The sequence below is a fragment of the Psychrobacter sp. ANT_H59 genome, from assembly GCF_008369225.1.
In the GTDB taxonomy this organism is placed as follows: domain Bacteria; phylum Pseudomonadota; class Gammaproteobacteria; order Pseudomonadales; family Moraxellaceae; genus Psychrobacter; species Psychrobacter cryohalolentis.
Genome location: NZ_VOBE01000001.1, coordinates 23,290 through 42,002, shown reverse-complemented (window position 1 = coordinate 42,002; position 18,713 = coordinate 23,290). Strand labels below are relative to the sequence as shown.

The window sequence follows — 18,713 nt, the reverse complement described above, 5'->3', positions numbered from 1 at the left end:
CTATCATCCCACCACCAGCCGCATCATCTGCGTACTAATATAACCGCCAAAGGTACCCACGGCATAGCCTAAAATACCCAAAAACACCCCAACTGGCGCTAGTGATGGGTGAAATGCCGTTGCGACAATGGGTGCCGATGACGCGCCGCCAGTATTGGCATTGGAGCCTACGGCCAGAAAGAAAAACGGCGCACGAATTATCCTAGCGACCGCAAAAATAATGACAACGTGGATACTCATCCAGAGCAAACCAATGAGTAGCAGTCGCCATTGTGAGACGATGCCTGCTAGATTAATTTGCATACCGATAGCGGCAATTAATATGAAGATAAAGACGGTACCAATTTTTGAAGCACCAACATGATCAAGTCTGCGTATTTTAGTAAAGGAGAAAATCACCCCTATTAAGGTGATAATCACAACCATCCAAAAAAACGAGCTGGCAAAGCTATACTGTACCGCCCAGCTATAAGGCGCAAAAAACCCTGCAATCTGACCACCAACGAAATGTGCGACACCTACCATGGCAAAGCATAAGCCAAACATCACCATCAAATCATTTAAAGTCGCTGGACGAGCATTGTCACGCTCATAGCTCTCAACGGCTTTGACGACCTTATCAATGCTACTGCTATCCGCCCGTAAAAACTTGTCAATCTTCTCACTGTGTTTTGCCATGACTAAGATGGCCAGTAACCACAGTGAAGCATTGGTGGTATCAACCAATATCATCATCCCAAACAGATCATCACTGACGCCAAACAGCTCCTTCATCGCTGCTTGGTTAGCAGCTCCTCCTATCCAACTACCAGCAACCGCTGAAAAGCCTCGCCATAGCGTATCATCGGTAAACATCTCAGGCGACACCCATTTAGCGATACCTAAGCTAATAGGACCACTAATGACAATAGCGATACTAGCAGCGAAGAACATAGCTATCGCTTTCCAGCCTAAGCCCAGTATCTTCGGTACATCCATCGACAAGGTCATCAATAGCAAACTGGCTGGCAACAGATAGGTAGCAGTAAAACCATAAATCTGCGAGCCAATACCGTCAGCGAAGACACCTAGACTATTTAGCGTCGCAGGTATAAAACAGCACAGTACGATACCCGGTAGCACCGCATAAAACCGTTGCCAAAACTTACCAGGCAATGCTTGGGTATAAAATACCAAACCAATAATCGCCATAATGATGCCAAACGCTAATGGCAAGCTTTCAATAGCTAAATAAGAAATATCCGGCATCAACTGGCTCCACAGCACACGATGAATAAAAGTTTGTCAGTATAGACAAGGCAAAAAAAACGCGCAAGTAGCTATCGAGTACAAAGCTTAATTTTAAAAGCTTTGAATAAGCCAGAGTTTTTAAATAGCTGCATATACTTGGGTCATATCTCTATGTGGTGGTTAATATCAAACTATTGGGCACAAAAAAGCCAGATACTTGTTATCTGGCTTTTTTGTGCCCAATATCTTTAGACGATTAAGATATGATTATCAAAAATCATTAATCGTTTAAAATAAAGCTATTACGAGTTGTTACCACGGTTGCCGCCAGTTGGACGACCTTGACCACGGCTGTCTGAACGACCAGCTGGGCGACCTTGGCTGCCACTTGGACGACCACGACCCGTTGCAGCACGCTCACCGCGTGGAACGCCAGTGCTATCGCCACGACTAGGAGCACCAGTACGCTTGCCTTGATACGGCTTGCCACCTGAACGCTCATTTGGTTTTCCTGAAGCGTCACGTGGTTTACCTTGATAACCGCTGTCATTGCTTGCGCGTTGACCAGTCGGTGCGCTATCGCTTGAACGACCACGAGCATTAGCAGGGTTACCTTGATAGCCACCACCCGCGCGACCACGACCTTGACCATTACCGCCGCCGTTTGAACGACCACGGCCGCGACCACGACCATTACCTTTGTTTTCGCTAGGTACATAAGTCTTCTTAGGCTCCATGCCTTCGATGATACATACTTCCATTTTGCGATCTAAATAACGATTGATAGCGTTTAGCTGTGGACGGTCATCCATGCTACATAAGCTGATAGCGATACCAGTACGACCAGCACGACCACAACGACCAATACGATGGACGTAATCTTCAGTTTGGCGTGGAAGATCATAGTTGATTACGTGCGAGATTGCTGGGATGTCTAGACCACGAGCAGCAACATCAGTCGCTACTAGAATTTTAACTTTACCATTACGCAAGTCTTGAACGATACGGTTACGCTTGCTTTGTGGCAAATCACCATGTAGGAAGCTGGCTTTATGACCCGCTTCTTGTAGCTGTTTGGCCAGTTTTTCAGTGCTACGTTTGGTAGCAGCAAAGATAATGATCTGTTCCATATCTTGCTGGCAAACGATTTTATCAAGCAAACGGTTTTTATGATCAAAATCATCACAGTAGTACACTTTTTCTTCGATGTGTGCAGATTCTACTTTGATTGATACACGCTCAGGGTTCTTAGTAAAGCTGGCAGCAATTTTACCTACTGGGCCATCCCAAGTTGCAGAACACATGATTGTTTGACGATCAGTAGGAGCAGCACGTAGGATATCACTGATGTCATCAGCAAAACCCATGTCTAGCATACGGTCAGCTTCATCAAGGACCAAGATTTCTAGGCTTGATAAGTCAACGCGACCAGCATTGATATGGTCAAGTAGACGACCTGGGGTCGCAACGATAACTTGAACGCCTTTTTTCAAAGCAGTAATCTGACCGTTGTATGGTGCGCCGCCTACTAATGGCACACAGAACAGACCGCGCATATCTTTAGAATAAGTGCGTACGCTGTCATGCACTTGCTGAGCAAGTTCACGCGTTGGCGTTAGAATAAGTGCTTTGGTTAGTTTGTCAAAGCTAGTAGCGCGGCTTAAACGATCAAGTACTGGGATAACGAATGCTGCAGTTTTACCACTACCCGTTTGCGCTGACAATAATAAGTCACGACCTGCTAGAGCAAAAGGAATCGCTTGTGCTTGGATGGGCGTTGGGTTGGTATAACCACTGCGATCAAGTGCAGTTAGAATAGGCTTAGCGATGCCAAGATCAGTAAAAGTAACTTGATTTTCGTCAGAAGCGTCAGTAGAAGCTGCTTCATTAGTAGTTGTGTTTTGAGTGGTGTCTTCGATAATGCCGTTTTCAGCAGCGATTGCAGATAAGATGTCAGTCATGAGTATCCTTGGTAAGTATAAGCTGCTGTAAATTCAGCAAACTTGATGCATACCACTGATAACCGTTCACCACGCTACCCATATAATCTGATTATCAAAATCATGATAATTACATGCCAAACCCATAAGGCTTGTCAAAATTATATAAAGGCGTTCGTGCTGTCTGACGTATTTTGGTGGTAGTGCCGAGTGTCTCATCTTTGTCTGCTAAAAACTCGATATCAATGCTTATTCCAAAGCAGATAAAGGTAAATAACAACCAATCTAGCCCCTACAAGGGTCCGTAGATAAGATATGAGTCAAAAATAATAGGATTATTTAAGTACACAAAATCATCGGCAACAATTACTTTCGGTCATCCTAGACCCAAAATCGCAGGCGATGTTATCAATCTCATAATTCACATTAGACTATGCTAACGTGGCGACGCAGTATAACACAACAAAATCGTAATCAGTAGCTGTTTTTACGATTATTGTAGAAAACAGCTATAACACAAGAGTTGATGAGCTATACATGATTAATAATATAGGTATTTTTGCATTAAATATTTTTATCGTGTGCGCCGCATTTACGCTAAAGAATATCGAATAAATGATCATTACCGCTTTAAAAGAAAAGCAAGCAATGAGGCATTGTAGACATTGATATTAACGTGATAGTTTCACATCAGTGACGTATAGGGGCATCTGCCAAGCACCGCCCGCTCCAATCATACGGCACAGACCAGTGCTACTCTCATGACTTTTCTCAAAATCCTTACCCGTCCATAACCATTCGGTTTTAGAGATACAGTCGCCAAGACCCCGACCTTTTTGGACAGAAGTGATCTGACCCTTGTCGTAATCGGTAGCGTTGTTTGTGATCAGCTTTGGCTCGTATGGTTTGGTATCATTGATTACCCAGACACCCTTACCTGCATTATAAGCACCTGTCCAGCAATTATGCTGTACCAACAGCTGCTTGCTGTTTAGGCGATTGACGTTCCATGACGATTTGTCATATAGGCTTGGGCAGTCGCTACTGATATCTTTTATGGTGCCTTTCATCAGATCTGATAACTGAGATGAGCGCATGACGAATTTTTTCTTATTACCAGAGGTGGCTTTTGGATTGGGCATCACCATCCGTATCTCTGGTATTGACGTAGGCGATAAAACACTACTGTTAGATTTGCTTGCGCCCTCTGTACGAACAAAAGCACTGGCTGTGCCCACTCGACCTTGTGCTTCATCCGCTTTTAGCATGACCGCACTCGCCCCTTTATCGGACAAGCGCCAACGCGTATTACGGATAACCAGCTCTATTTTGCTTGATTTGGTCAGTGCCTCTAACAGCGCTGTGACTTGCAGTGAAGTGAGCTCAGCATAACCAGCAGCACCTGAAAAAGGCTTGGCTTCGCCATAATCTCTATCATTAATAAATAAAGATATCCGGTGACGGTTACCCAACTGCATCAAGGCTTTGGCAGAATTTTCTCTTGCACCGCCAAGCTTTACCCGAGCATCAACCGTGGCATTGGCACCTGCACGGCGTATTAACAATAAAGACACTGGCAATTCGATATCATTGTCTGCTTGATAACCCGCCAGTCGGCAAGTACGTGTATTGTCACAGACCACTTGCCAATCTTGGCTGGTAAAATCTATAGGCGTACCAGCACTAGCTGCGGCGCTGTATAACGCGGTACTGATAGCAGTAAGGATGGGTAATAAAATTCTTTTTGACATGGTTTTTGTTATCTTTTTTGTTTTTTTAGACGGCGCTTTGATATGAGAATTGTTTGAGTATTTAGGTTTGATAACACTACTCTGGCTACTAGGACCATTTGCACTCAATAAGAGGGTTGGTCTATTCCTAAGCATATCATTCTCCTTCATAATCATCATTCTTCAATAGAAGAGGTTTAAGCGTCTACCCTTTTTGGGTGGAGGCTGCTATCTTAACGTATCCATGTTTCTATCTGTTGTACTAATGTACCATTATGTAATTAACAAAGTATAGCTCAAATGCTTATATCTATATGTATATTTGGAATAATGAATATTCAAAACAGAAAAAGGTTAATAAGATAGGTGCTTATTAACCTTTTTGTTCGTCAACATACAGAATTATTTTATTTTTTACCTTTTATATCAAATATTTATGGATAAATAAATGAGCCACTTAGATGAATTATCGTGGCAATTGGTCTAAGCAATAGGCTCAAGGACTAAGTCCACTGCGCGTTTAACGGCTGGACGTTCAGCAATTTTTTTCGCCCAGCGCTGTAGATGTTGATACTCATCAACCTGTAAGAACTCAGCAGCATCGTATAATTTGCCAAGTGCCAATTGACCATACCATGCCCAAATAATCATATCGGCGATATTATAATCAGACTCCTCGTCTCCGCCCATATATGTATGGTCTTTTAGGTGGCGGTCAAGAACGTCAAGCTGGCGTTTAACTTCCATAGCATAGCGATTAATAGGATACTCCATTGGCTCTGGGGCATAGGCGTAAAAATGCCCAAAACCGCCACCTAAGAAAGGCGCACTGCCCATCTGCCACATTAGCCAAGACAAGCATTCTACCCTTGCCTTACCTTGCTGCATCGGAATGAATTTGCCAAATTTCTCCGCTAAGTACATTAAGATAGCGCCAGACTCAAAGATAGCAAGCGGCTCGCCAGCTTCGCTAGGACTATGGTCGACCAAAGCCGGTATCTTTGAGTTTGGGTTAATAGCGACGAAGCCCGAGCCAAACTGATCGCCTTTTGAGATATCTATCAGATAAGCATTGTATGCGGCTTCCTTAATATCAAGCTCAACAAGCTCTTCTAATAAGATATTTATCTTAACACCATTAGGCGTATTCAATGAATATAGCTGTAATGGCGCATCGCCTACTGGCAGTGCCTTATCTTGTCGTGCGCCAGCGGTTGGACTGTTGATACTTGCAAATTTGCCGCCGTTTTCTTTATCTTGTGTCCAAATTTTGGGCGGTGTATAGCTCTCTATCTGATCGTTCGTAGAATTGTTATCCTGACTCATAATGTGACCTATTTTTTGTTGTATTGATTGTCATATTTTAGAAATGGTGGTTTCTACCATATACCTTCTACTATAACGGGGACTGATCCTGCTATTAAAGTCCTGTCTTGTAATTTATATGGTAGAGATGTTTAAGTGAAATAGTATTTAGTATTGAGGATATAAGATGATGACAGATATTTTAAAAATTTATTAAGCCATTTCTTCTAGCTAAACCATTTCTTTTAGATAGCAACTATTTAGATCAGTCCTTTTGAATGGTTACTATGCTGCTCTTTAACTACTTGGCAGTTATTTTTATACTATGCATAATATAATGGCTTTGTTGAAAATTTACTGTCGATTAAGGTAAGTTTCAACGAGCCGCTGTTCTAAGATATGGTGAAAGCAAAATGGTAGCCCTGACTCCAACGCAAGATAAATACCTACCCTATGTACTGGCGGTAGCGTTATTTATGCAAATTTTAGACGCTACTATTTTAAACACGTCCCTACCACAGATGGCACAAGCATTGGGCGAATCGCCACTACAAATGCAATGGGCAGTCATCAGCTACGCGCTTACTCTGGCGATTTTTATTCCTATTAGCGGATTTTTAGCCGATAAATATGGCACACGCCGCGTGTTCTTGTCCGCCATTATCATATTCTGTATCGGCTCGCTATTATGTGCCGCTTCTCCGACACTAGACTTCTTAATAGGCTCACGTATTGTACAAGCTATCGGCGGCGCGATGATGACGCCGGTTGCACGCTTGATTTTGGTCAAGTCTTATCCGCGCAATAAGCTCTTAACGGTGATGAACTTTGCGGTAATCCCTGCTTTGGTTGCGCCATTGGTCGGACCGGTATTGGGTGGTTATATCGTACAGTACACCAGCTGGCACTGGATATTTTTAATCAACATACCCATGGGTGTTTTTGGTTTTATCATGGGCAAAAAACTGGTACCAGCGTTATTTGAGGACACCAAGCGTCTAGATTGGACAGGGTTTTTGTTGTTTGCCGCTGCCGCTTGTGGTTTTACCTTGGCAGTAGAATTTGGCGCACAAGTCGGGCGTGGGTTTTATGGGCTGATATTTGGATTGCTGGCAAGTCTGTTGCTTGGTGCTTATATTTGGCACGCAAAACGTCGCACTGCCCCGCTATTTCCATTGAGTTTGTTTGATATCCGTACCTTTCGCATCGGTATCACGGGTAATTTATTTACCAGATTTGGCATTAGCGCTGTGCCATTTTTGCTGCCGTTGCTTTTGCAGGTGGTGTTTGAGTACTCTCCCTCGCAAGCTGGCTGGCTACTTGCCCCTATCGCCGTAGGTGCTATCGGCATCAAGCCTTGGGTGAGTAAGATTATCCAGCGTTATAGCTATCGCACGGTATTAGTGTACAACACGACTTTTATGGGTATCTTGATTATCATCTTGGCGCAGTTTAATGATGCGGCGCAGTGGATGTGGTTTATACCTATTTTAACTGTCATGGGCGCATGTAACTCTATGCAGTTCAGTGCAATGAACACCATTACCATTGGCGACCTGCATGGTACTCAAACCAGTAGCGGCAATAGCCTGATGGCTGTCAACCAACAACTCGCCATCAGCTTTGGTATTGCCTTTGGGGCGGCGCTGCTCACTCTGCTACGTGAGCGCCTACAAATGGATACATTGACCGCCTTTCAAACCACCTATTGGATATTGGGTGTCTTTACCATTCTCTCAGGATTGCATTTTTTACGCTTAAAACCTGAGGATGGTCGTGGTTTATATTAAAAGTAAGTATTGAAAGGTTGTATTTGAAATATAAAAAATAGACCAAAAAAAGCCAGCCTATGCTTGAGTTATGAGCAAAACATAGGCTGGCTTATTGTCATTAAATGAGAATTACTAATATCTAATCGTCATTCATCTGCGATTGGATATAGTTTTGAATACCGACATCTTTCATTAAGTCTTCTTGCGTCTCAAGCCAGTCTTGATACTCTTCATTACCGTCTTTTAGAGTAACCAATAGCTGACGTGATACATAATCTTGCTGCGTTTCACACAAAGTAATCGCATCGGTGATGATGCTAAACTTTTGCTTTTCTAAGCGCAAATTGCAGTCAATCATTTCAGGCACATCTTCAGCGATAAACATCTTGCCATAATCTTGCAAATTGGGTAAACCACCTAGCAATAAAATCCGTGCAATCAAATCATCAGACCATTTCATCTCTGCGATAGACTGTTTATAGAAATTTTCGTTTAATGCTTCTAAGCCCCAATGGCGAGCAATACGTGCATGTAAAAAATACTGGTTGATGGCTATCAACGACTGACCCAGCACTTTATTCAGTGCGCGGATAATGTCTTTATCCCCATTCATATTCTCTCTCCCTATCTATTGGATATTTGATTTGACTATATAGCGATTATTATCCGTTACTATCAAACAAGATTTGAGGAGACTTCAGCCATCTGACTTTGCAAATAATTTGGCAGACCAATCATATCAATCAAGCGTAGCTGCTGCTCAAGCCAATGGGCATGATCCTCTTCCGTGTCTTTGAGCTGCACGACCAACATCTCGCGTGTGACATAGTCATGCGCTTCTTCACACATTGCGATACCGTCTTTAAGATGTTTTTGTACCTGATACTCTAAATTTAAATCAAGCTGTAGCATCTCAGGTACAGTAGTACCAATATTAATCGCGTCGACGCTCATTTTAGGCGTGCCGCCTAACATCAAAATACGACGAATAATTGCCTGTGCATGTAAGGTCTCATCTTCCATCTCATGGCTGATACGATCATACAATTTACCGTAATGCCATTCTGCATACATCTCAGAGTGGATGAAATACTGATCACGAGCTGCAAGCTCACCACCTAACAAAAAGTTTAAATAATCAATCACTTTAGGGTTGCCAATCATCACTTACACTCCTGTATGTATCATTGTTTGTTATATACATTCATAATTTTGCATATATATAAAGCGCCATTCGTAAACCAATCAGTAAAGATTAAAATCAATGAAGACCCTTACATATTAAGAAGGATATAGTAGCATAGAGAGAGCTTAACGCTTGTAACGATATGAACTGAGAATCATAACCAACCACTATTTGTATTAGCGTATCAACAACAGGTGCGATAGCAAACTCTGAATAGAAGTAGCTAGATCTAGTTTTGATGTGGAGTATCAGTGAAGTTATATGGACGCTTGCAACCTACTCTTTAGGTATAATGCTAAAATAGTAAATGCATAATAGTGAATATAATCCTGTTTTATCAAGGCTTATACAAGATTAGGATGCACAAGCTCGAGCGTAAAGCCTTATAAGTATTTAGCGCTTAAACAGCATAAGCCAATACTTCGAGCTTAGCATGATGCTCCTCTAGATAATCATTTACCATAGGCTCACAGCAGCCGCAGCAGGTGGCGACATCTAACGTGTCTTTTAAGCCATCTAACGTATCGATACCAGACGCGATAGCAGCTTTTATTTGCTTTTCTTTGACATCATTACAGATACAGACGTACATAAATGGGTTCCTACTGTGATTGACTAACGTGTTATTAGCTATAATAACGATAATTATTAGCATTTACAATAGTGTTTGGTGACTTTTTCAGTCAGGTTAATGACAGATTTATGGATATGTTGATCTTAATCAATCCATGTAACTGAATATAGTAATCCATGTAAACCGACGGTATCAAAGGTAGTAAAATGGCGACGAACTGTAAATTTGCTCATTTTTTAATCGATTTTAAGGATAACTGCTGTTATATTGTCCTCCTATTAACTAAATATACATTGGAATTGACCCATGTCTAATAATAATTCTATGATACAACCACTTGAGTTGTTTAAAGTATTATCTGACCCTACGCGCTTGAAGATTTTCCAAATCCTATATAATAAAGAATCACGCTGCGTCGGTGAGTTAGTAGAGATACTTGATCAACCACAGCCAACGATATCGCGCCATCTCAACCATTTAAAAAAACTGGGCATCCTAAATTGTGTTCGTGATGGAACCTGGATGTGGTACGAGGTTGCAAATGACTTGCCAGAATGGTGTCAAGACATCTTGGACACTACCTATAAACAGATATCAATCAAAGAAAGAGCCATGCTAAAACTAGCCTAATGCTAATAGGCAGTGAAAATTTCGCTTAGATAACTTTGGCTTATATTAGCCGCATAAAAAAGACCTCATCATAAGGTCTTTTTTATGCGCTATCGCTAGCACTCTTGATTGAACTTTAAACCAAGTCTAAGAAATCACTGACAAAGGCATTGGCTGGCTGATGAATCAGCTCCGCTGAAGTGCCTACTTGCTCGACACGACCACGATTCATCACGACAATTTCATCAGATACCGCCCTTGCCTCTTCTTGGTCATGAGTCACCATGATGCTGGTGATACCAAGCTCATGATGTATGTCTTTTAGCCAAGTTCGCAGCTCTTTACGCACCTTGGCATCCAGCGCCCCAAATGGCTCATCTAATAGCAGTAGTTTTGGCTTAACTGCGAGTGCACGAGCCAGCGCAATACGCTGCCGCTGACCGCCTGATAGCTGATGCGGGTAAGCATTTGCCACTTGTGGCAGCTGTACCAAATCTAATAGCTCAGCCACGCGCTTATCAATATCCGCTTTACTGGGGCGCTCGTTTTTTGGTAGCAATGTCAGACCAAAGCCTACATTGTCAGCAACATTTTTATGTCGAAATAACGCATAGTGTTGAAACATAAAACCAATGTGGCGCTTTTGTACCGGTGTATTGGTGACGTCTAGCTCATCAAATAATATCTGCCCAGAGTCTGCATACTCAAGACCGGCAATGATACGCAGCAAAGTGGTTTTACCGCAGCCTGAAGGACCTAATAAAGTCGTCAATTTGCCGGTAGGTACTGTGATATTTATATCATCTAAGGCAGTGAAGTTACCAAATTTTTTATTAACGTTACGAATCTCGATGCTCATAATGGTGTCTCTTATTATTTCTTTTATCGTAGCAGATAGTTTCAATAGTATGGCGTATAGCAATAGTGGCTTCTATGAACCGTTATGATTTGCCTGCCGATTCTGTAACAGTATCATTAGCACTGACTGGTAGTTCAGGCGCACTTATCAAACGTTCAGACTTGGCAAATTTGTGATCTTGTAGCTTGGTCATGATTTGCTGAATAAGTAACGTGACCAAAGCAAGCGCGGCAAGTAAGCTCGATAAGGCAAAGGCGGCGGTAAAGTTATAGTCGTTATAGGCAATCTCAACCAGTAGCGGCATAGTGTTGGTTTCTCCGCGGATATGACCTGAGACCACACTTACCGCACCAAACTCCCCCATCGCCCTTGCATTGGTCAAAATCAAACCATATAGCAGCGCCCATTTGATATTGGGCAGTGTCACATGCCAAAACGTTTGCCAACCCGTCGCGCCTAACGTTAATGCTGCCTGCTCTTCACTATCGCCCTGCGTTTGCATCAGCGGTATTAACTCACGCGCCACAAAAGGAAAGGTGACAAATAACGTTGCTAAAATAATACCGGGTACGGCATAAATTACCTGAAAACCCATGCTCTCAAGCCAGCCACCAATCGTAGAATTAAGTCCAAACAACAGAACAAACATCAAACCGGCTACAACGGGCGACACTGAGAATGGTAAATCAAGCAACGTCGTCACCAACTGCTTACCTTTGAAATGATAACGGGTCACTAGCCATGCAATGGCAATACCCATCACCATATTAATCGGTAAGACAATCGCAGCAGTAATCAAGGTTAGCCTAATCGCCTGCAAGGCTTCAGGGTCGACTAATGAGGCAATATATAATTCCCAGCCACCCTTAAAAGCTTCATAAAACACAGCTAGCAGCGGCACTACCAACATAATAACCATGAATAAAACCGCAATGATAATAAAGGTGCGGCGTACCCATGGCGTATCTTTGGTTGCTGGGTTGCTTTGGTAGTCGTAGCTATTAGAGATTTGCATTAGCGAGCTCCTACACGGCGCGACAGCTTCCACTGTACGATATTAATGGTCAATAAAATCACAAAGGAGATAAGCAGCATAAATAATGCAACGGCTGACGCGCCTTGAACATCAAACTGCTCAAGCTTACTGATAATGATTAATGGCAAAATCTCAGACTGCATTGGAATATTACCTGCGATAAAAATAACCGAGCCATACTCGCCGGTCGCACGGGCAAACATCATGCCAGCACCCATCAGTAACGCAGGCAACAGCTCTGGTAAAATTACCTTGCGAAATGTCGTCAAGCGATTGGCACCCAATACCGCAGACGCCTCTTCGAACTCAACCGATAACTCCGCAAGTACGGGCTGTACAGCACGAACAATAAAGGGAAAACTGACGACCACCAAAGCCAACCAAATACCTATCGGTGTAAAGGCCACTTGAATATCAAATTTGGCAAACCATTGCCCAATAAGACCATTGGGTGCATACAAAGTCGCAAGAGAGATACCAGTAACCGCTGTCGGTAGTGCAAAGGGTAAATCCACCAAGGCATTTATCAAGGATTTGCCCCAAAATTCATAGCGTACGAGCACCCATGCAACCAGTGTGCCAAACACCATATTGGTTAGCATCGCCAAAAACGACATCCATAAGCTGAGTTTGATCGCCGCCGTGACTTGTGGTTGGCTAATAGTCTCCCAAAATCCCGTCCAGCCCATTTGGGTTGTGGTATAGGCCATCATGGCAAACGGCAGTACTACCAACAGCGACAAACTAAAGACAGTGATACCCATACTTAGCCCAAACCCTGGTAGCACATTGCGCTGACGCAAGCGTGTTAACCAGCCTTTTTTCGGCACGGGTTTGATGGTAGAAGGTGTTGTTGCACTCATAATAGTGTCCTATTGCCTAGCTGATGGTACTTATCGTAAGCACTCTATCGTATCGATATAAAGAAAAAAGCATGATAAAAAGAGATTATGAATATGCTCATGGTATAAAGGACATAGCGCTGACGGCCATGTCCTTTATGAGATTGACATAATTTCATGATGTCGTGCGTTACTGATTAATAGTCAAATAATGCAGTCGCTGTACTCAAATAAATTCTTGAATAAGTAACGGCTTTTATCGTCGGTTACTGACAGTACTACTGGTGTTACTGAGGCGCATTAACCGCTAACTTATCAAACAAACCACCATCACTGAAATAGGTGCTCATGATCTCATCCCAAGTGCCAAAAGCGTCATTTGGACGGAAGGTGTCGATAGGTGGCAATTTATCACTGTTTTTATCAAGAACACTCTTCACACTTGGGCGCAAGTATAGATCAGCTGCCAATTGCTGGGCTGCATCGCTCCATAAGAAATCAAGATAAGCTTTGGCGGCATCTGTGGTGCCTTTTTTATCAGTGACGGTTTTTACGATAGCAACTGGGCTTTCAGATTTGATTGAGTATTTTGGATAAACAATATCGACTTGACCGACGCCAAAATCTTTTGCTGCAAGGTTGGCTTCGTTCTCAAATGTTACCAAAACATCGCCGATACCACGCTGTACAAACGTCGTAGTCGCCGCACGTCCGCCACTTTCATAGACTTTGACGTTTTTTAGCATGTCTTTGACGTATTTTTCCGCTTGTGCTTCATCTTTATTAAAAGCATGTAAGCCATAACCATAAGCACCTAAGAAGGCATAGCGACCGTTACCCGTCACTTTTGGGTTTGCCATGACAATCTCAACACCCTCTTTGGTCAAATCTGCCCAATCATTGATACCTTTTGGATTGTCTTTGCGCACTAAGAAGACGATGGTGCTGGTAAAAGGTACGGCATTGTCTGGGAATTTACTTTCCCAATCTGACTCAACCAAGCCTTTTTTCTCAAGCAGCTCAATATCAGAGCCTTGGTTCATGGTTGCGACATCGGCTTGTAGACCATTCGCGACCGACAGGGCTTGTTTACTCGAACCACCATGCGACTGCTTGATAAGAATATTGCTGTTTGGGTGCTCGCTTTTGTAATGATCAACAAATAATGGATTGTAGTCTTTATAAAAATCACGGGCGACATCGTAGGAGACGTTTAATATTTCGATGTCCTGCCCTTCTGTGGCTGCTGGCGTACCCTCTGCATTGGCAGCTGGCTCAGTTTTTTCGTTGTTGCTACAGCCTGCAATACCTAGAGTGAGCGCCACACCGGCGATACTTAGGGCGCTAAGTGTCTTATTTTTATAACCTGCGGTATATGATGTCATGGCTGCCTCAAAAAATGTCTGATAAGTAATGTAAGTATGCTAACAGCGCTATCTTATTATGTTTAATGATGAATATGTGTATGTTATTGCCAAAATGGAATAAAGAAATGAGAAATATAAGGTTATCAATAACTTAAATTTATCCGTAATGCATAAGTTAAATATTTTTAATGATCATTGGCTATCCGCTAATAATTTAGCCATTTAATTCAGCCTTTCATCTAAGCATGAATGTCTGAATCAAATGGCTTGTAACTGAACAACTTAATTACCTTTTTGGTTACCTTTACTGCACGCTTGCCAGCTTATCAAAACGCCCGCCATCAACAAAAAACGTCTCCATAATCTGTGTCCAAGGACCAAAGACACTGACTGGCTCAAACGTCTCAATATCAAGCAAAGTACCTTTATGGGCGGAAAGTACTTGCTCATTACTAGGACGCATGTACATCTGTGCCATCAGTTCTTGCGCTGGCGTGTCCCATAAACTCTTTAGATAGGTGTTTGCCGCTTCTGTTTTGCCCGCTTTGTCAGTCACCGCATTCACCACTGCAACAGGATTGGCAATCAACACTGAATAACTTGGATAGACGATATCGACTTGTCCTTTGGCAAATTGCTTGGCGGCCAAATGCGCTTCATTTTCGGTCGTGATAAGCACATCCCCCAGACCGCGCTGAGTAAAGCTGGTCGTTGCGGCGCGCGCGCCATTGTCATAAGTGACGACGTTTGCCAAAAGTTTTTTGATAAAGGTATCTGTTTTAGCAGAGGTTTCGACCGTTTCTTTAAAATGATGCAGACCGTAACCGTAGGCACCTAAAAAGGCATAACGCGCCGTACCACTGGTTTTTGGATTTGGTATTACTATAGCTACGTCACTACGTGCCAAATCTTGCCAGTCTTTAATACCCTTTGGATTGCCGCTGCGTACCAATAGAACCATGGTACTGGTATAAGGGACCGCGCCGTTTGGTAGCGCTTTCTGCCAGTCAGCAGCAACCAAGCCTTTTTCGACCAATAGATTCATATCGCTTTCTTGGTTAAAGGTCACCACATCCGCTTGTAGACCATTAGCAACAGATAATGCTTGCTTACTCGAGCCACCATGTGACTGATTGATATGTACTTTGCTGTTGGGATGCTCTTTTTGGTAGCCTTTGGCAAATAAGGTATTGTAGTCTTTATAAAAATCGCGTGAGACATCGTAAGAGACATTCAACAGATCAATATCTTGTGACGGCGCTGCTGATTTTTGGGCGCCGTTTTGGGTCTCACTCTGCTTAGATTCAGTAGGGCTACAGCCCGTCATGAATACCGCCATTGTCAGCACACTGCCCATTATCAAGGTACGTGGTGCTTTATTTTGAATCACTTGATTATCAGTCATTGAGGTATAACGCAAAGGCTGATTCTTGGCTATATTGGTCGTTTGCATAGACGCTCTCGATAATGTCATGCTGCCACTTGTGGACCTTACTATTTTATTAATTCTATAAATAAGGATAACAAAGGCAGTGATGGTAAGAATTTTGGGAGATACATTGGTTCTTTTGTTGATGAGAGATATGCTAGCAGCATAGATAACAAACGCTTAGTGACGAATACGCTTATCGAGTGGTGAACTTGGCATAAGCATGATGATTAGTAGCGCTATTATTAGTTATTCTATAATGGATATTTTTAGGAGCTATTTGCGATATAGAGATAAGCCGCCACTTTTGCGTAAGTTGCCGTATTGCTTGCCCAGTAGACGAATATTTGTGTAAGCTGTATCATCGCTGGCGCTGTATAGTCAGTCCTTAATAAAAGAAATACAAATATTATCAATCACTACTGGGGTTAATTTTTCTTGCTTGCTGTGCCTACGCAGACAGAGGCTGCGAATAATGAACCCCAGTAGTTCCTTACTCTTTTAAAAGTGGATCAACTATAATCGCTGCAAATAAACGACTGCTACCTAAAAATGTTTAATTCAATCAAAAATAGCCATTTTGCAAAGCCATTTTTATCACTTATTCACTTACCCAAGGCATCTTAATGATTACTTCTTTCTCTTGTTACTCGCGTTTTTTTGCTGCTCTTTCTTTAACGAGTGCAGCGCTGCTTGCTTTGAGTGGTTGTAATAACACTATAAAAGCCAATGTGGATAATCACAGCGTCACGCAACCTGCAGCGACACTCTCGCCTGCTGTAAAAGTCATCGTTGGTGACTATGCTTCTGAGGGTTATGCTAAGCGTACGCAAGGCGATGACTGGGTAGCCGTGATGGTAAAAGCAGACGGTGATAAGCAGATTGACATTAAGATACGTGCGCGCAGCGATGTCAAAAAACCGACCTGCTATTTTGATGGCAAAGCAACATTGATGGGTCAAGATGATGCACACGGCATTATCTTTCAGAGCAAGGTCAATGACAGTACGGCTTTTTTTCAATTTAAAGATGATAAATTGACTATTGATAGCCAAGATAAATATGCGCTTAACTACTTTTGCTCTGGCGGTGGCACATTGGTTGGTGACTATCAAAAGTTGGCTGGTGATTTAGAGCTCAGCTAACCACGAGATGGTCAAAACGTTCAAATAACACAAAAAGGGTCAGACTTATCATCTGACCCTTTTTTATCTTTCATATTGAATATAAATTTTTATACCGCAGAAGCCCCGACCAATTTAACCTCAGCACGCTCATCAAAAGCGATACCAGCATAATAATCACGCAAAATCTGCAACACTTCTGGACGGCTAAAGTTCTCTGGTACATCAAGGTCTTCTGAGAGTGCTTTACGTAGCTTGGTTCCTGATACTTTGACATGTTCAGACGCTTCATGCGGGCAGGTTTTATCTGACGCCATGGCATTACAAGCATTACACCAAAACGTCCAGCCAATCTTTAAAGGTTGGGTAATCAAATCATCTTTACCGACGTGGTCAAAAATGGTTTGCGCATCAAAAGCACCATAATAATCACCAACGCCTGCATGATCACGACCAACGATTAGATGACTACAGCCGTAGTTTTGGCGGAATACGGCATGTAATAATGCTTCACGCGGTCCGGCATAACGCATATCAAGCGGATAACCTGCTTGAATAACAGTATCAGCTCTAAAGTAATTGTCAATCAAGGTTTTAATGGCTTCTTGGCGTACGTCTGCTGGGATATCACCTGGTTTTAACGCACCCAATAATGAATGTATCAGTACGCCATCACAGATCTCAATCGCAATCTTGGCAAGGTATTCGTGTGAGCGGTGCATGGGATTACGGGTTTGGAACGCCGCGACCGTTTGCCAGCCTTTATTGTCCAAAATTGCGCGGGTTTCAGCTGGTGTTTTATAAATCTCAGGATATAAGGTTGGAAACTCGCCTTCGCTTAGGACTTCAACGCTACCTGCAATGTTGACTTCACCTTGCTCCAGTACTTGTTGGACACCAGGATGCTCAGGATCTGTGGTGGTAAATACTTGTTGGCACTCATGGGCTTTATCGATGGTATAGGTTTCTTCTACCGTCAAGATGCCCATAATCTCGCCATCTTGCGCCACCAATGCGACTTTATCACCTGTATTTAAGCTATCCGCTGTCGCTTTCGGTGCTGACAAAGTAATAGGAATCGGCCAAAACAAGCCCGCATTATCGCCACTTTGTAGGCGCATATTATCAACCACGCCCTGCCAATCGGCTTGATTCATAAAACCATTTAGCGGCGTAAAACCGCCAATACCAAACATAATCAAATCACCGCGCTCACGTGAGCTGAGCGTAATGGTTGGCAAAGTACTGGCAAGTTTTAATGCTTGGTTGCGAGCCTCACCATTCAATAGTAACGGCTTAAGCTCAGCACTACCGTGCGGAGGAACAAGTTTTGAGGGTGTTTGATTATGGGTGATAGATGTCATAGTAATTTTACAACCTTAAGAGATGAGAAAAAGATGAGTAACTGTAGATAAAAGTCGTAGAGAAGCAATTGGGCGAATAAAGGGATAATGGCAGTATGTTAAAGCTATTTATTAAATGATTAAAAACTGCTCATTAAAATCAGGTATTGAATTCGATAAGCATAGGCTACCTAATTTTCGTTATGAAAATTTATGCTGTGTTTGGATATAGATATGTCTTAAAGGAATTTATGTTTATAGACGCAAGCTTATATGATGTAAATCTGAATGGTTTACCTTGCGACTGGCAATAAAATCGAGTACACACGCAAATCATTTTCGTCGCAGCTTTTATGTTTAAAAATAA

Annotated in this window: 16 protein-coding genes; 3 read left to right on the top strand and 13 right to left on the bottom strand. The window is 42.6% G+C overall.

Annotation, left to right across the window (positions count from 1 at the left end):
• Window positions 1-3: 3 nt before the first annotated feature.
• From FQ083_RS00150 to yghU, 4 genes are all read right to left on the bottom strand, one after another.
• Window positions 4-1,248: a DUF819 domain-containing protein gene (locus tag FQ083_RS00150; RefSeq protein WP_149408248.1), complete on the bottom strand. Its 1,245-nt coding sequence runs from the start codon at window positions 1,246-1,248 to the stop codon at window positions 4-6.
• 284 nt (window positions 1,249-1,532) lie between these two features.
• Window positions 1,533-3,191 (bottom strand): DEAD/DEAH box helicase, encoded by a 1,659-nt coding sequence (locus tag FQ083_RS00145; RefSeq protein ID WP_011513710.1) that lies wholly within the window; start codon window positions 3,189-3,191, stop codon window positions 1,533-1,535.
• Between the two features lie 650 nt (window positions 3,192-3,841).
• Window positions 3,842-4,921 (bottom strand): DUF1176 domain-containing protein, encoded by a 1,080-nt coding sequence (locus tag FQ083_RS00140; protein ID WP_262880803.1) that lies wholly within the window; start codon window positions 4,919-4,921, stop codon window positions 3,842-3,844.
• Window positions 4,922-5,383: 462 nt separating this feature from the next.
• On the bottom strand, window positions 5,384-6,226 hold the full coding sequence (gene yghU, locus FQ083_RS00135) for a glutathione-dependent disulfide-bond oxidoreductase (protein WP_149408247.1): 843 nt from the start codon (window positions 6,224-6,226) through the stop codon (window positions 5,384-5,386).
• A gap of 392 nt (window positions 6,227-6,618) precedes the next feature.
• Between yghU and FQ083_RS00130 the strand changes: the two genes are divergently transcribed.
• The gene (locus tag FQ083_RS00130; protein ID WP_149408246.1) at window positions 6,619-7,995 is read left to right on the top strand and encodes a DHA2 family efflux MFS transporter permease subunit; all 1,377 of its coding nucleotides are present in this window, start codon (window positions 6,619-6,621) and stop codon (window positions 7,993-7,995) included.
• Window positions 7,996-8,116: 121 nt separating this feature from the next.
• Here FQ083_RS00130 and bfr (FQ083_RS00125) read toward each other — a convergent pair whose 3' ends face one another.
• The 3 genes from bfr (FQ083_RS00125) to FQ083_RS00115 form a co-directional block, all read right to left on the bottom strand.
• Entirely contained in the window at window positions 8,117-8,590 is a 474-nt protein-coding gene (bfr, locus tag FQ083_RS00125) for a bacterioferritin (RefSeq protein WP_133104661.1), read from the bottom strand.
• Between the two features lie 62 nt (window positions 8,591-8,652).
• Window positions 8,653-9,141 (bottom strand): bacterioferritin, encoded by a 489-nt coding sequence (bfr, locus tag FQ083_RS00120; protein ID WP_011513715.1) that lies wholly within the window; start codon window positions 9,139-9,141, stop codon window positions 8,653-8,655.
• A 422-nt stretch (window positions 9,142-9,563) separates the two neighbouring features.
• Window positions 9,564-9,755, bottom strand: a complete 192-nt coding sequence (locus FQ083_RS00115; RefSeq protein ID WP_011513716.1) for a bacterioferritin-associated ferredoxin — start codon at window positions 9,753-9,755, stop codon at window positions 9,564-9,566.
• Between the two features lie 288 nt (window positions 9,756-10,043).
• Here FQ083_RS00115 and FQ083_RS00110 point away from each other — a divergent pair, with 288 nt between their 5' ends.
• Complete coding sequence (locus FQ083_RS00110; protein WP_011513717.1) at window positions 10,044-10,367, top strand: ArsR/SmtB family transcription factor; 324 nt, start codon at window positions 10,044-10,046, stop codon at window positions 10,365-10,367.
• A 115-nt stretch (window positions 10,368-10,482) separates the two neighbouring features.
• Here the strand turns inward: FQ083_RS00110 and FQ083_RS00105 are convergent, their stop codons facing one another.
• From FQ083_RS00105 to FQ083_RS00085, 5 genes are all read right to left on the bottom strand, one after another.
• Window positions 10,483-11,205 carry a sulfate/molybdate ABC transporter ATP-binding protein gene (locus FQ083_RS00105; protein WP_149408245.1) on the bottom strand — a complete coding sequence of 241 codons (723 nt, stop codon included), beginning with the start codon at window positions 11,203-11,205 and terminating at the stop codon, window positions 10,483-10,485.
• A gap of 82 nt (window positions 11,206-11,287) precedes the next feature.
• The gene (cysW, locus tag FQ083_RS00100) at window positions 11,288-12,220 is read right to left on the bottom strand and encodes a sulfate ABC transporter permease subunit CysW (protein ID WP_011513719.1); all 933 of its coding nucleotides are present in this window, start codon (window positions 12,218-12,220) and stop codon (window positions 11,288-11,290) included.
• Window positions 12,220-13,104: a sulfate ABC transporter permease subunit CysT gene (cysT, locus tag FQ083_RS00095; protein ID WP_011513720.1), complete on the bottom strand. Its 885-nt coding sequence runs from the start codon at window positions 13,102-13,104 to the stop codon at window positions 12,220-12,222. The genes cysW and cysT overlap by 1 nt, the downstream gene beginning before the upstream one ends.
• Window positions 13,105-13,370: 266 nt before the next feature.
• Window positions 13,371-14,468, bottom strand: coding sequence for a sulfate ABC transporter substrate-binding protein (locus tag FQ083_RS00090; RefSeq protein WP_011513721.1), 1,098 nt, complete (start codon window positions 14,466-14,468; stop codon window positions 13,371-13,373).
• Window positions 14,469-14,754: 286 nt separating this feature from the next.
• Entirely contained in the window at window positions 14,755-15,924 is a 1,170-nt protein-coding gene (locus FQ083_RS00085; RefSeq protein WP_149408244.1) for a sulfate ABC transporter substrate-binding protein, read from the bottom strand.
• A 581-nt stretch (window positions 15,925-16,505) separates the two neighbouring features.
• Here FQ083_RS00085 and FQ083_RS00080 point away from each other — a divergent pair.
• Window positions 16,506-17,024: a hypothetical protein gene (locus tag FQ083_RS00080; RefSeq protein WP_149408243.1), complete on the top strand. Its 519-nt coding sequence runs from the start codon at window positions 16,506-16,508 to the stop codon at window positions 17,022-17,024.
• An 89-nt stretch (window positions 17,025-17,113) separates the two neighbouring features.
• Here the strand turns inward: FQ083_RS00080 and sat are convergent, their stop codons facing one another.
• Window positions 17,114-18,367 carry a sulfate adenylyltransferase gene (sat, locus tag FQ083_RS00075; protein WP_149408242.1) on the bottom strand — a complete coding sequence of 418 codons (1,254 nt, stop codon included), beginning with the start codon at window positions 18,365-18,367 and terminating at the stop codon, window positions 17,114-17,116.
• Between the last annotated feature and the right edge of the window lie 346 nt (window positions 18,368-18,713).